Origin of the sequence: Microbacterium yannicii, from assembly GCF_024055635.1 — a bacterium.
GTDB lineage: Bacteria > Actinomycetota > Actinomycetes > Actinomycetales > Microbacteriaceae > Microbacterium > Microbacterium yannicii.
Genome location: NZ_JAMXMB010000010.1, coordinates 151,299 through 165,074 on the forward strand (window position 1 = coordinate 151,299; position 13,776 = coordinate 165,074).

General features: G+C 71.6%; 11 protein-coding genes. 7 read left to right on the plus strand and 4 right to left on the minus strand.

The window, feature by feature from the left end; genetic code table 11:
• Nucleotides 1-5: 5 nt before the first annotated feature.
• Nucleotides 6-3,263 (minus strand): ATP-dependent helicase, encoded by a 3,258-nt coding sequence (locus tag NCG93_RS20310; protein ID WP_194415040.1) that lies wholly within the window; start codon nucleotides 3,261-3,263, stop codon nucleotides 6-8.
• 159 nt (nucleotides 3,264-3,422) lie between these two features.
• Between NCG93_RS20310 and NCG93_RS05570 the strand changes: the two genes are divergently transcribed.
• Nucleotides 3,423-3,647 (plus strand): DUF3107 domain-containing protein, encoded by a 225-nt coding sequence (locus NCG93_RS05570; RefSeq protein ID WP_194415039.1) that lies wholly within the window; start codon nucleotides 3,423-3,425, stop codon nucleotides 3,645-3,647.
• Between the two features lie 11 nt (nucleotides 3,648-3,658).
• Nucleotides 3,659-3,949 carry a hypothetical protein gene (locus NCG93_RS05575; RefSeq protein WP_194415038.1) on the plus strand — a complete coding sequence of 97 codons (291 nt, stop codon included), beginning with the start codon at nucleotides 3,659-3,661 and terminating at the stop codon, nucleotides 3,947-3,949.
• Nucleotides 3,950-3,970: 21 nt separating this feature from the next.
• On the opposite strand, the gene NCG93_RS05580 is transcribed toward NCG93_RS05575, so the two are convergent.
• Complete coding sequence (locus tag NCG93_RS05580; protein WP_194415037.1) at nucleotides 3,971-4,684, minus strand: ferritin-like fold-containing protein; 714 nt, start codon at nucleotides 4,682-4,684, stop codon at nucleotides 3,971-3,973.
• Nucleotides 4,685-4,896: 212 nt separating this feature from the next.
• Here NCG93_RS05580 and NCG93_RS05585 point away from each other — a divergent pair, with 212 nt between their 5' ends.
• The gene (locus NCG93_RS05585; RefSeq protein WP_194415036.1) at nucleotides 4,897-6,426 is read left to right on the plus strand and encodes a DEAD/DEAH box helicase; all 1,530 of its coding nucleotides are present in this window, start codon (nucleotides 4,897-4,899) and stop codon (nucleotides 6,424-6,426) included.
• Between the two features lie 144 nt (nucleotides 6,427-6,570).
• The gene (locus NCG93_RS05590; protein WP_252787459.1) at nucleotides 6,571-7,005 is read left to right on the plus strand and encodes an SHOCT domain-containing protein; all 435 of its coding nucleotides are present in this window, start codon (nucleotides 6,571-6,573) and stop codon (nucleotides 7,003-7,005) included.
• 71 nt (nucleotides 7,006-7,076) lie between these two features.
• On the opposite strand, the gene NCG93_RS05595 is transcribed toward NCG93_RS05590, so the two are convergent.
• Nucleotides 7,077-7,940 carry a PHP domain-containing protein gene (locus tag NCG93_RS05595; RefSeq protein WP_194415035.1) on the minus strand — a complete coding sequence of 288 codons (864 nt, stop codon included), beginning with the start codon at nucleotides 7,938-7,940 and terminating at the stop codon, nucleotides 7,077-7,079.
• Nucleotides 7,941-8,022: 82 nt separating this feature from the next.
• On the opposite strand from NCG93_RS05595, the gene NCG93_RS05600 reads away from it, so the two are divergent.
• From NCG93_RS05600 to NCG93_RS05610, 3 genes are all read left to right on the plus strand, one after another.
• Complete coding sequence (locus NCG93_RS05600; protein WP_194415034.1) at nucleotides 8,023-9,045, plus strand: endonuclease/exonuclease/phosphatase family protein; 1,023 nt, start codon at nucleotides 8,023-8,025, stop codon at nucleotides 9,043-9,045.
• Nucleotides 9,046-9,085: 40 nt separating this feature from the next.
• The gene (locus NCG93_RS05605; RefSeq protein WP_194415033.1) at nucleotides 9,086-10,519 is read left to right on the plus strand and encodes an aminopeptidase P family protein; all 1,434 of its coding nucleotides are present in this window, start codon (nucleotides 9,086-9,088) and stop codon (nucleotides 10,517-10,519) included.
• A gap of 85 nt (nucleotides 10,520-10,604) precedes the next feature.
• The gene (locus NCG93_RS05610) at nucleotides 10,605-12,365 is read left to right on the plus strand and encodes a gamma-glutamyltransferase family protein (protein WP_194415972.1); all 1,761 of its coding nucleotides are present in this window, start codon (nucleotides 10,605-10,607) and stop codon (nucleotides 12,363-12,365) included.
• Nucleotides 12,366-12,522: 157 nt separating this feature from the next.
• On the opposite strand, the gene NCG93_RS05615 is transcribed toward NCG93_RS05610, so the two are convergent.
• Complete coding sequence (locus tag NCG93_RS05615; protein WP_194415032.1) at nucleotides 12,523-13,668, minus strand: citrate/2-methylcitrate synthase; 1,146 nt, start codon at nucleotides 13,666-13,668, stop codon at nucleotides 12,523-12,525.
• Between the last annotated feature and the right edge of the window lie 108 nt (nucleotides 13,669-13,776).

Genomic DNA, 13,776 nt, shown 5'->3' on the forward strand with positions numbered 1-13,776 from the left:
GACGGTCACGAGGCGCTCACCGCGCCCACCGTGTGGATGCGGCACAGACCGTAGGCGTGCTCGTCGCGGCAGTGCTCCTCATACGGTGCGGTGAAGGTCTCGCCTCGCATCACACCCACAGCGGTGCGGATGCGGGTGAGGAAGGCGTCTCGACGCTCGTCGTCGAACGGCGGCTGCCACGGCGTCACGTAGTCCGACCTCGTCGCGCTCGGTCGCAGGACGAGGAGCTTCGCGCCGCCCGGCGCGTGCCCGTTCGCCTCGGCGATGGCTCCCGCCTCGAAGGCCAGCTGGTAGGCGGCGAGCTGCGGATTGTCGAGCACCTTCGCATCGGTCTGCGGCTCCCGCTTGCCCGTCTTGAGATCCACGATCACCACACTGCCCTCCGGCGTGAGTTCGACGCGATCGATGTAGCCCGACAGGATCACACGGTGCCGCTCCCCCTCGGCGACCGCGGAGGCGGGGTCGACAGGCGTGGCGGCTTCGGCGGACATGGGATCGCGCTCACCGAGCGGGATGTCGACCTCGAAGTGCGGCTCCGCGCCGATGAGCGTGCCGCCACCCCCGTCGAACCGATGCAGATAGAGGTGCAGACGTCGCACGAGGTCGCGCGCACGCGTCTGCTCGGCGCGATCCCGCCACGCCGCCTCGAACGTCAGTTCACCCCAGCGCGATTCCACCTCAGCCCAGAGCGCCGCCTCGTCATGGCCAGTGGCATGTTCGAGGGCCGCGTGGATGATCGTGCCGAGGCCGGCCGTGGTCCCACCGGGGTCGCCGCCGAGGTCGGCGATCACCCAGTTGAGCTCGCACTCCTCGAGCGCGTGCAGGCGGGACGGCGAGACGCGGACATCCTCGCGCGACAGATCCCGCAGCGGACCCGTGGATGTCGGACCGGCCACGCCGTACCACTCGCGCGGCGCTGCGCCCGGCACGCCCGCATCCGCCAGCAGCGCCAGCTGCTCGGCCGCACGCGCTGCCGGGGCCGCCACCGGGCCGGTGGGCGCCGTCGCCGGTCGCATGCCGGGCTCAGCGAGCGTCCGCACGCCCAGCTGCGTCAGCGTACGGCGATGCCGCGCCACGAGTCCGCGCAGCGAGACCGGATGGTCCAGCTCGAACGGCTCGGGGTCGGGGAGCAGCTCGAAGAAGACGCTGGGGCCGGTGTCGTCGTCGTCGACGGCGGTCACGACCAGCAGGGCGTCGGCGCGGGACAGCGCACGCGCCAGCAGCCGCAGTTCGTCGTGCATCGCCGCGCGGCGGCGGTCGAAGGCGCCCAGCGTGTCGCCCTCGGCGCGGGTGGCGGCATCCGCCAGCCGCCAGGTGTCGAGAAGACTCCCCCGCAGTCGCGTGTTCGGCCACACGCCGTCCTGCACCCCGGCGACGACGACCGTGTCGAACTCCATCCCGAGCGCGCCGGCCGGCGTCATGATCCGCACGCTGTCGTCGCGCGTGGGGGCCTCGAGGCGATCCTCGGCGACGCCGCTGTCGAGGATCGACCGCACGAAGACGCGGGGATCGGCGTCGAGCGAGCGCTCCACGAAGCGCTTCGCCGCCTGGAACAGCGCCACGAGCGCATCCAGATCCCGATGCGCCTGCTCCGCGAGAGGGCCGTTGCCCCGTGCGAGCTCCGCCCACGTGCGGGCGAGGCCGCTGCGGTCCCACGCCGTCCACAGCAGCTCGTGGGCGGTCGCACCACGCTCGAGCTCGTCGCGGAGCGCCGCCAGCGTGCGTGCGAGCGAGGCCGCCCGTCGCGCCTCTCGCGTGTCGAGCAGCTCGAACTCCAGTGGCTGACGCATCGCCGAAAGCACGAGGTCGCGTCCCGAGCGTTCGGGTGCCTCGGCCCGGTCATCGTCTTCTGCGCCACTCTCGAGCACCCGGCGCAGCTCGCCGTGACGCAGGGCCGAACGCAGGCGACGCAGCTCGATGACGTCCAGCCGCCCGTACGTGCCGGTCAAGGCCGCCGACACATCTTCGAAGGTCCACTCATCGCGAGACGCGAGTTCGACGAGCCGCAGCAGGTCGGCCACGGGCCGCACGGTGCCGAGCGCCCGGCCGGGCCCGCTCGAGCGCGCCGGAACCTCCCTTGCCGACAGCTCGGCCTCGAGGGCCGCGACCTGACGGGTGTCGTGCGCGATCACGGCGCAGTCCCGCCAGGGCACACCGTCGCGGACGTGACGCTCGCGCAGTACGCGGGCGATCGCGTCGTACTCCTCGGCGGTCGAGCGCAGACTGAGCACGCGCACCGACCCGTCCGGTTCCGCCTCGGCGACAGCCCGCCGATGCGCGACGACTCCCACCGCGCCGATGCGCTGGGTCACCCGCCCGACGAGCTCTCGCTGCCAGGCGGTGCCGCGGTGCCCGTGGCCGAGCACCTGCACGGCGCCGAGCGACGTCGCCAGGCGCGCGAAGTTCTCGGGCGTCGCGCCCCGGAACGACCCTGAGCCCACATCCGGGTCGCCGAATGCCAGCACCGCCACGCCGCGAGCGCGAAGGGCCTCGAGCAGCTCGACACCGCCGAGCGTGAGCTCCTGCGCATCGTCGACGAGCACGACCCGCACGCGGTCGACGGCGGGACTTCCGGCGGGTGCTGTCCGCAAGAGGCCCACGGCTTCGCGGACCAGTCCCGCGGCATCCCGATGCGCGCCCCGCATGCCGTCGCGCACCTGCAGATACTCGGCGAAGAACGACGACAGCGCGACCCAGGCGGGCAGCTCGTGCCGCTCCCCCAGCGTGCGCAGGCGACCGGGCCCGATGCCGAGCGTGGTGCACTCGGCGAGGAAGGTGCGCACCTCGGTGCGGAAGCCGGCCGTGCCGCGGATCGCCGCGCCGAGCCAGTCGGGCCAGCGGGCTGCGCCGGCCGCCTCGTCCTCTTCGTCGCCTTCGAGCAGATCCCGGATGATCTGGTCCTCGTCGCCGCCGGTGAGCAGCTGCGGCGGATCAGCGTCGACCGCGACCGCGTGCGCCCGTACGATCTGGAACGCGTACGACGCGACCGAGCGCGCGAGCGGACCGGTCGTGGCCACGCGCACGGCGAGGCCGAGCCTGTCGCGCAGCGCCGTCGCGGTCTGCCGTGAGGGCGTGAGCACCAGGACCGTGTCAGGGTCGACGCCGGTTTCGACCAGGCGCGCCACCCGCGCGACCAACGTCTCGGTCTTGCCCGCCCCCGGCGCCCCGACCACGACGCCCGATGCCTCGACGGGGAGCGAGAGCACGGCCGCCTGCGGCGCGTCCGCTGCGTACGTGGCGCGCTGCCGAGTCCCCGAAGTCACCCTTCGACGGTAGCGCGCACGGCCGACATCGGCCGTTCGCCCAGAGCGTTCCGACCGCGGGCGGACGCCGCTCCCCCGTGTCGTAGAGTTGCCATGCGTCCGGGGAGCCCCTCAGCCTTTCGGCAAGTACACCGTCGCCCCGCGCAGGAGGTCAGTCACGTGGAGATCCGCATCGGCATCGCGAACACCGGCCGCGAGCTCAACTTCGAGACGAACGAGCCGGCAGCCGACGTGAAGAAGTCCGTCGCCGCGGCGCTCGACGCCGGCGCCACGCATGTGACGTTCGCCGACGCCAAGGGCAACTCGTACATCGTGCCCACGGCCGCCCTGGCCTACATCGAGCTCGGCTCCGAGGAGTCTCGCCGCGTCGGCTTCGTCGCCTGAGCGGACGTGACGTGCAGATCCTCATCGCCTTCATCGTCGGCGCGGTCATCGGCCTGGGCATCCACTTCCAGCTCCACCAGCGCCTGACGCGCGGTGTAGTGCTCGCGCCCATGATCGGCGCCGTATCGGCGGGCATCGCGTGGACGATCCTCACGTGGGTGGGCGTCGGCATCGACACCCCGTGGCCGTGGCTGGCGGCACTGATCGTGCCGATCGTCGTGACCTACCCCGCCGTCATCGCGATCTCCCGCAGCCGGGTCGCACACGACGGGCGCGAGAAGGCCCGCCTCGGCATCGGCTGACGTCGCGACCCGCCCTCGGGGTCAGGCGGCGAGTCCCATCGCATCCATGCGGCGCGAATGCGCGGCCATCAGCTCGGTGAAGACGGGCTCGACCTTCTGCTCCTCGGCGCGGCCGAGTGACATCGGCCGCAGCGCGGCCCGGGCGATGAGCAGGGTGTCGCCGACCAGCCGGCGGCCCCACAGGGCGAGCAGCGACTTCCATTCGATGTCGCTCGCGATGGTCTCCGTGATCAGCTCCACGATGGCCTGCCGGTCGTCGTCCGCCTGCAGGATGCGAGCCACCCGGTCGCCGGTCTCGCCGTAGCTCGCCGAGAGGGCGAGGTAGAAGTCGTCCAGCATTCCCGCGGTGATGTGCACCGACAGCATGGTCTCCTGCGGACGGACGCCGTGCGTCGCCGCCCGGAAGCCGTCGAGGGGCTCGCGGAACGGTCGCATGATCTCGGTCGGGTCGTCGCCGCGCTCGCGGATCAGGGCGACCAGCGCCTCGTGCTTGGTGAGGGCGGCGCCCGCGGCGCGCGACACCGCCTCCTTCTCACCGAGTTCGGGGATCGTCTGGATGAGCTCGGTGAGGGTCTCGAAGAATCCCAGCTGCAGATAGGCGGCCTGGCCGAGGAACGTGTCGATGTCGGGAGCGAGCTCCTCGAAGTCCACGCGATCGCTGCCGCTGAGCTCGTCCCGCGAGCGCAGCTGCAGCTTGCGGCCCGTCTCCCGCCGCTGCCAGAACCACTTCACCATGCATCGAAGCCTACGAGGCGGCGCCCCGTCCGTGTTCGCTCCCGCATCCCTCCGGTATCGTGGGAGGGTCCCCGGCGTCGGATCGGGGCGCCCGCGCCTGTGGGAGAGAAGGGCGTGGATCGCACTTCCGCCCGCGCGGCGACCTCGAAGAGGCCGGAACCGCGCCCGGGCAAGAACCCAGGCAGCATCTCACTGCCGGACAGGCACACATCGTGACGACCTTCGCCGAACTCGGCGTTGATCAGGACATCGTCGAGGCGCTCGCTGTAAAGGGCATCGTCGACGCATTCCCGATCCAGGAACAGACCATCCCCCTCGGCCTCCCCGGCCAGGACATCATCGGCCAGGCCAAGACCGGCACCGGAAAGACCTTCGGCTTCGGCATCCCGGTCGTCCAGCGGCTCGGGCCGACGCCGGCTCCCGGCGTCCAGGCGCTCATCGTCGTGCCGACGCGAGAGCTGTGCGTGCAGGTCTACGAAGACATGGACATGCTCACCTCGGGACGCCCCACGAGCGTGGTCGCCATCTACGGCGGCAAGGCCTACGAGGGTCAGATCGACCAGCTGAAGGCCGGCGCGCAGATCGTCGTCGGCACCCCGGGCCGTCTCATCGACCTCAACAACCAGCGGCTGCTCGACCTGTCGCACGCGACGGAGGTCGTGCTCGACGAGGCCGACAAGATGCTGGATCTCGGGTTCCTCCCCGACATCGAGAAGATCTTCTCCAAGGTGCCGGCCGTCCGGCACACGCAGCTCTTCTCGGCGACGATGCCCGGCCCGATCGTGGCCCTCGCTCGCCGCTTCATGTCGAACCCCATCCACATCCGCGCCACCGACCCCGACGAGGGGCTCACGCAGGCGAACATCAACCACCTCGTGTACCGGGCGCACTCGCTCGACAAGGACGAGGTCATCGCCCGCATCCTCCAGGCGGAGGGCCGTGGCAAGACCGTGATCTTCACGCGCACCAAGCGCGCGGCGCAGCGCCTGTCGGATGAGCTGGGCGACCGCGGCTTCAACACCGCCTCGGTGCACGGCGACATGAGCCAGGAGGCGCGCGAGCGCTCCATGGCGGGCTTCAAGGCGGGCAAGAAGGACGTCCTGATCGCGACGGACGTCGCGGCACGCGGCATCGACGTCGACGACGTCACGCACGTCATCAACCACACGATCCCCGATGACGAGAAGACCTATCTGCACCGCGCGGGTCGCACCGGCCGCGCCGGCAAGACCGGCATCGCCGTCACGTTCGTCGACTGGGAGGACCTGCACAAGTGGGCCCTCATCAACCGCGCGCTCGAGTTCGGTCAGCCCGAACCCGTCGAGACGTACTCCTCCAGCCCGCACCTGTTCAGCGATCTCGACATCCCGGCCGGCACGAAGGGGCGCATCGTGACCGCCCCGAAGACCCAAGCGGTCCGCGTCCAGCCTGAGCGGGCTGCGGATGCCGCGGCGGAGGTCGAGACGAACGGTCAGGCTCCGCGCCGCCGTCGCCGTCGCCGTGGCGGTGACGCCGAGCGGGTGGGCTCGACTTTCGAGCCGGTCGAGGGCGCCGGCTCATCCACGTCGGAGCAGAACGGGGCGTCGGACGACGGCGCCCGCTCCACGGAAGGCGGCGGAACCCACGACGGCGGCGGCAAGGAGCACCACGACGGAAAGCCCGCGCCGCGCCGGCGTCGGCGTCGTCGTGGCGGCAGCGGCGGCGGGTCCGCTCCCGCGGGCGGCGCAGCCGTCGGCGCCTGATTCGTCTTCTCCGGTGGCGGTGCCGTCATACGGCATGATTCGTCTTCTGCGGTCGCGGTGCCGTCATACGGCATCGCGACCGCGCTATGGTGAGCGCAAGCGGCGCGTGTGGCGCCGTCACTTCGCAGTCAAGAAAGGCGTATCGTGCACATCCTCGATGCCGTCACCACCGGATACGAATACCAGGGCTTCTGGGGCTCCTTCTGGGACATCATCTGGTGGTTCCTCTGGATCTTCTTCTTCATGGCGTACCTGTTCGCGCTGTTCGCCGTCATCGGCGATCTGTTCCGCGATCACAAGCTGAACGGGTGGTGGAAGGCGGTCTGGATCATCTTCCTGATCTTCGTCCCGTTCCTCACGCTGCTCGTCTACCTCATCGCCCGCGGCAACGGCATGGCTCAGCGCGGCGCGAAGCAGGCAGCCGAGCTGCAGAGCGCGCAGGACGCCTACATCAAGTCCGTCGCGGGCTCGGGCGGCGCCAGCGCCGCCGACGAGATCGCCAAGGCCAAGGGTCTGCTCGACGCCGGCACGATCACGCAGGCCGAGTACGACGCGCTGAAGGCCAAGGCGCTGGGCTGATCAGCACCCTCGGCTGATCAGAACTCCGGGCCGATCAGCGCCCACCGACACGAAACGCCCCTGTCCACCCTTCACGGGTAGACAGGGGCGTTTCCGGTCGCCTGGTCGATGATGCGCGCGACCATCTCGTCGCTGGTGGTGTTCTCCCCCGGCTGGTTCGGCTTGCCCAGACCGTGGTAGTCGCTGGAGCCGGTGACGATCAGGTCCCGCTCCCGGCACAGGTTCCGCAGGGTGGTGAGCGCGGGATCCCGGTTCTCGCGGTGGCCGAGTTCGAAGCCGGCGAGGCCGGCATCCAGCATCCGTTCCATCAGCCGCATCGGCAGCAGGCCGGCGCGCCCCGCGGGGTGGGCGATCACCGGCACTCCCCCGGCCCCGGCCACCAGTCCGACCGCGGTCACCGGATCGGGGGCGTACAGGGCGACGTAGTAGTCGCCGCCGGGACTCAGGATGCCGGCGAACGCCTCGGCGCGATCACGCACGAGCCCGCGCGCCACCAGCGCATCGGCGATGTGCGGACGGCCGACGGTCGCGCCGTCGGTGGTCTGCTCGAGGATGTCGTCCCACACCAGGTCGTAGTCCCGGGAGATGCGGTCGGCCATCAGCCGGGCGCGATCCAGCCGCGACGAGCGGATGCGGGTGGTCTCGGCGCGCAGCGCGGGTTCGTCCGGATCGGGCAGGTACGCCAGCACGTGGACGCTGCGCCATTCGTGTCGCGCCGACAGCTCCATGCCGGCGATGAAGGTCATGCCCAGCGAGGTGGCGGCGTCGGCCGCCTCCGCCCACCCCGAGGTCGTGTCGTGATCGGTCAGCGCCGCCGTCCGCACCCCATGCCGGTGCGCAGAGGCCATCACCTCGGCCGGAGGCTGTGTGCCGTCGGAGTTCGCGGAATGAAGGTGCAGGTCGCTCGGTCCTTCGAAGCGCTGCGAGCCGGGCATCCTCCGAGGGTAGCGCGACGGCCGCACGCGGCACGCCGGTGCGCTGACGGATCTCACAGCCTCCTCGCATAGAGTCGCGGTCGTGCTTCGCCTGCTCGGGATCCTCGCGACAGTGCTGTGCGCGATCGCTGCCGCGGTGCTGACTTTCCCCGGCTTCTTCCGCGTCGAGCGCATCTACCCGATCGCCCAGATCGTGTCGTTCCGCGGCATCCTCGCACTCGCGTTCGCTGCGGCGGCCCTTCTGGCCCTGCTTCTGGCGATCGCGCGCCCGGTGCGCCCGCTGGCGTTCTCGATCGCACTCGTCGCCGGTGTCGCGACGGTGGCGAACATCGCGGTGCTGTCGGCCCGTGGGGGGCTCGGCACCGACCCGCTGCCTGCCAAGACCGACTCCAGCATCCGCGTGATGACGTGGAACACCGCCGGCCCGGCGACGCCGCCCGAGACGATCGCGAAGATCGCCGTGGCGATGGATGCCGACATCGTGGCGCTGCCCGAGACCACCATCGAGACGGGTGAGAGCGTCGCGCTGGCGATGCGCGACCTCGGGCACCGGATGTGGGCGCACCACGCGTCGGATCCCTCGACGGAATGGGATGCCGGATCCACTACTCTGCTGATCTCGCCCGAGCTGGGCGACTACGCGGTGATCGAGTCCTCGCTCGACGGCACCAGCAACACCTCGACGGTGCCGAGCGCCGTCGCGATGCCGGTGTCGGGCGACGGCCCCATCGTCGTCGCCGTGCACGCCGTCGCGCCGCGGCCGAGCTACATGCAGAGCTGGCGTGACGATCTGCAGTGGCTGGCGGATCAGTGCGGCGACGGCAACGTGATCATGGCCGGAGACTTCAACGCCACCGTCGACCACATGACGGGCCTGGGCCTCGACGGCGCGACCCTCGGCCACTGCACCGACGCCGCCGTCGAGACGGGCAACGGCGCGCTCGGCACCTGGTCCGCCGCCATGCCGGCCGTCCTCGGCGCACCCATCGACCATGTGATGGCCACACCGCAGTGGCGCGCATCCGGCTCGCTGGTGCTGCGGTCGCTCGACGACTCCGGATCCGACCACCGCCCGCTGATCGTGCAGTACGAACCGGCCGGCTGAGCCTGTCTCGCACCCGGCGTCGCGTGCGAGACTGGGACGCATGAGCAGCGCAGCCAGCGAGCAGTCCACCGGCGCCACGAGCACCACGGAGACCGCCACACCGCCCACGACCAGCACCAACCGGCGCCAGCCGTTCGGTCAGGGCTTCCTCGACACGATCTCCAGCGGATGGGCCGAGCGGCCCGACATCGCGCCGCCCGTCCGACCGCAGGCGCCCTTCGCCGCACGACGCCGCGATGCCGTCTCGGCGGCGTTCCCCGGCAAGCGTCTGGTGATCCCCGCGGGCGAGCTGAAGCAGCGCAGCAACGACACCGACTACCCCTTCCGCGCGCACTCCGCCTTCTCGCATCTCACCGGGTGGGCATCGGACTCCGAGCCCGGCGCCGTGCTGGTGTTCGAGCCGCGGTCGTCGGGCGGCCACGACGTCACGCTCTACTTCCGCGAGCGCGCCGATCGCACGACGAGCGAGTTCTACTCGGATGCCTCGATCGGCGAGTTCTGGATCGGTCCGCGGCCGGCTCTGGAGGGCGTCGCGGCGGGTCTCGGGCTGCCGACCGCGCACATCGACGACTTCGAATCCCGCGACGGCGATGTCGTCCTCGACGAGGACGACGGCCTCACGCGGTTCGTGTCGGAACTGCGGCTCGTGAAGGACGCGTACGAGGTCGGGCAGATGGAGCTCGCCGTGCAGGTGACCGCCTCCGGCTTCGACGACATCGTCGCGAACCTGCCCGCCATCGTCGAGCACCCCCGCGGCGAGCGCGTCGTGGAGGGCGTGTTCCATCAGCGCGCCCGCAGCGACGGCAACGCGGTCGGGTACGACACGATCGCGGCATCCGGTCCCCACGCGTGCTATCTGCACTGGACCCGCAACGACGGCGCCGTGGTGCCGGGCGATCTCATCCTGATCGACGCCGGCGTCGAGGTCGACAGCCTCTACACCGCCGACATCACCCGCACGCTTCCGGTCAGCGGCCGCTTCACCGAGGTGCAGCGCAAGGTCTACGAGACGGTCCGCGAAGCCGCTGACGCCGCCTTCGCTGCGGCCCGCCCCGGCGTGAAGTTCCGCTCCGTCCACGAGGCCGCCATGCAGGTGATCGCGGCACGCGTCGCCGAATGGGGGCTGCTGCCGGTGACCGCCGAGGAGGCGCTGGATGCCGACAGCGGCGGGCACCACCGCCGCTACATGGTGCACGGCACCAGCCACCACCTCGGCATCGACGTGCACGACTGCGCGCAGGCCCGCCGCGACATGTACTACGACGGCATCCTCGAGGCCGGCATGGTCTTCACGATCGAGCCGGGGCTCTACTTCCAGATCGACGATCTCACCGTCCCGGAGGAGTACCGCGGCATCGGCGTGCGCATCGAGGACGACATCCTGATGACCGACGACGGCCCCGTCAACCTGTCGGCCGCCATCCCGCGCACCGCCGACGAGGTCGAGGCCTGGATCGCGGCGGGCGGGCGCTGAGCCTGCGGACGGGTTGCTGAGGTTGTCGAAGTACACCGCTCCGGCGTCGTTCACGACGCGCCCGACCCTGACCGGGACGTTCGGGATGTCGGCGTCGACGCACTGGCTCGCGACCGCCACCGCGCAGGCGGTGCTGGAGCGCGGCGGCAACGCATTCGACGCGTCGGTGGCCGCGGCGTTCGTGCTCCACATCGTCGAACCGCACCTCAACGGCCCGGGTGGCGACCTGGTCGCGATCTTCCAGCCGGCGGATGCCACCGGCCCGACGGTGCTCATGGGCCAGGGTCCCGCGCCCGCGGGTGCGACGATCGCGCACTACCGCGAAGAGGGCCTCGACCTGGTGCCCGGCGCCGGCGGCCTCGCGGCGGCGGTCCCCGGCGCCGTCGATGCCTGGCTGCTGCTGCTGCGCGATCACGGCACGTGGGAGCTCACCGACGTGCTGGCGTACGCCATCGGGTACGCGCGCGACGGACACCCGCTGGTCGCGGGTGCCGCCGCGACGATCGCGCGCGTGGCGGAGCTGTTCCGGGACGACTGGACGACCTCAGCCGAGCTGTGGATGCCGGACGGCGAGCTTCCCGTGGCGGGCCAGGTCATGCGCAATCCGGCGTATGCCGCCGTCGTCGACGGGCTGGTCCACGCATCGTGCACCGTGCGCGACGACGGCCCGGTCGGGCGCGCCGCCCGGATCGACGCCGCGCGCCGGGAATGGAAGACGGGGATCGTGGCGCACGAGGCGTCGGCGTTCCTCGCGCAGCCGCACCGGCACTCCGGCGGCGGCACGCATGCCGGCGTCATCACGGCCGACGACTTCGCGGATTTCGAGGCGGGATACGAACCGGCTGTGACGCGGGAGTTCCGCGGGCGCACGATCGCGAAGGCCGGCGCCTGGACCCAGGGGCCGGCACTGCTGCAGACCCTCGGCCTCCTCGAGCCACTGGCCGACGACCTGCTCGACCCCTCGCAGGAGGCCGGTGCGCACACGATCCTCGAGGCGCAGAAGCTCGCCTACGCCGACCGCGACAGCTGGTTCGGCGACGACGACGTCGATCTCGACGCACTGCTGTCCGCCGAGTACCTCGACGCGCGGCGCGCGCTGATCGCCGAGACCGCCTCGGCCGAGTTCCGGCCCGGGGCACTGCCCGGGCGCGCCGCGTTCCGCCCGCCGCTGCGCACGACGTACGAGGCACCGCGGCTCGGCACCGGCGAGCCGACCGTCGCGCCTGCCGAGCCACGTGTGTCGGCGTCCGGTGAGACCCGGGGTGACACGTGTCACCTCGATGTCATCGACCGCTGGGGCAACATCGTCTCGGCGACCCCATCGGGCGGCTGGCTGCAGTCCTCCCCGACGATTCCGGCGCTCGGCTTCTGCCTGGGCACGCGCCTGCAGATGACATGGCTCGAGCCGGGGCATCCGTCCTCCCTCGTACCGGGCCGGCGCCCGCGCACCACCCTCACGCCGACGCTCGTGCTGCGCGACGGCGTGCCCGAGTTCTCGATCGGCTCCCCCGGCGGCGACCAGCAGGACCAGTGGCAGCTGCTGGCGCTGCTGCGGATCATCGTCGGTGGCTATTCGCCGCAACAGGCGATCGATGCGCCCGCGCTGCACACCACGTCGCTGCCCGAGTCGTTCTGGCCGCGCACGTGGAGCCCTGCCGGCGCCATCGTCGAGGACCGCCTGGGCGATGCCCTGATCGCCGGCCTCGAACGCCGCGGACACGTGGTGACGCGTGCGGGCGACTGGGCGCTGGGGCGGGTGTCCGCTGTGGGACGGGATGCCGCGACCGGCGTCCTCTGGGCCGGCGCCAATCCCCGCGGCATGCAGGGGTACGCCGCAGGTCGCTAGGCAAGGCTCCGCCGCAGGCCGCTAGGCAAGGCTCCGCCGCAGGCCGCTAGGCAAGGCTCCGCCGCAGGCCGCTAGGCAAGGCTCCGCCGCAGGCCGCTAGGCAGGGTCCACCGCACGATGGGCAAGGCAAGGCTCCGGGCGGCCCGCCGGTCCCGGATCAGGCCGCGACGCGCACCTGCGGGCCGACATAGCGCGCCGACGGGCGGATGATCTTCGGATCCCTCGATTGCTCGAGGATGTGCGCCGTCCACCCGATGGTGCGGGCGACGGCGAAGGTCGGCGTGAACATCGATCGGGGCAGTCCGCACTGCTCCATCACCAGAGCCGCCCAGAACTCCACGTTCGCATGCAGGTCGCGGCCGGGCTTGGCCTCCGCGAGCAGCCGTTCGGCCGCCTCCTGGAACCGCACCGCCAGCTCGACGCGCGGACCGCCGGTGCGCAGCGCGACGCGCTTCATGAGCTCGGCGCGCGGATCAGCCGTGCGATACACGGCGTGGCCGAATCCCATCAGGCGCCGCCCGGCCGCGAGCTCGCCGCGGATCCACGGCTCGACACGGTCGGCCGTCGCGACGGCGTCGAGGCCGTCGAGTGCGCGTGATGGCGCCCCGCCGTGCAACGGCCCGGTGAGGGCCCCGAGCGCACCGACGAGGCAGGCCGCGGAATCCGCTCCCGTCGAAGCGATGACGCGCGCAGTGAAGGTCGAGGCGTTGAAGCCGTGGTCCATGACGGCGATCAGGTAGGCCGTCAGCGCGCGCTCGGTCTCCTCATCGGGCTCGCGGCCGGTCACCTGGTGCAGGTAGTTCGCGACGACGCCACGGCCCTCGAGTGCGGGCAGCACCGCCTCCCCGCGGCCCCGCCGCCACAGCGCCCCGACGAGGACGGGCGTCGAGGCGCCGAACGCTATCGCGTCGTCGAGGCGCTGTTCGTCGTCGAGGTCGTACAGCGGACGGATGCCGCGCCGCGCGCCCAGCAGGGGCCAGGCCGCAGCGAGCCCGGCCAGCACTGAGGGTGTCGCCGACGTCACGGCGTCGACGACGGCATCGATGTCGCCGCTTAACCCCTGGGCGGCGGCGATGCGGGCACCGAACGCACCGCGCGAGGCCGGCGTCGCCGTCTCGCCCGTCACCAGCAGCTGCCACGCGTCCTCGAAGGTCGCCGACGCCGCCAGCTCGATCGCGGAGTGGTCGCGGTACTGGTAGAAGCCCTCGTTCCCGCGGACATCGCTCACCGTCGTCTCCGCCACGACGACGCCGGCGAGACCTCGCGGCACGTCGGTCGTCGCGGACTGTGTCGTCGTGCTCATGTCGGCTCCTTGTCGTTCTGGCCGTCCGTCAAGATGTCGGGCGGACGATCACCGCTACAGTCAGTGTCGGAACTTGATGCCCATTTCGTCAATCTTGATCGGATCAAC

What these genes read in the sequence shown, in the direction of transcription:
- NCG93_RS05580 (WP_194415037.1), bottom strand. Translation starts at nt 4,684, where the DNA reads ATGGTGAAGTGGTTCTGGCAGCGGCGGGAGACGGGCCGCAAGCTGCAG.
- NCG93_RS05595 (WP_194415035.1), bottom strand. Translation starts at nt 7,940, where the DNA reads ATGCCCGGCTCGCAGCGCTTCGAAGGACCGAGCGACCTGCACCTTCAT.
- NCG93_RS05605 (WP_194415033.1), top strand. Translation starts at nt 9,086, where the DNA reads ATGAGCAGCGCAGCCAGCGAGCAGTCCACCGGCGCCACGAGCACCACG.
- NCG93_RS05610 (WP_194415972.1), top strand. Translation starts at nt 10,605, where the DNA reads ATGTCGGCGTCGACGCACTGGCTCGCGACCGCCACCGCGCAGGCGGTG.
- NCG93_RS05615 (WP_194415032.1), bottom strand. Translation starts at nt 13,668, where the DNA reads ATGAGCACGACGACACAGTCCGCGACGACCGACGTGCCGCGAGGTCTC.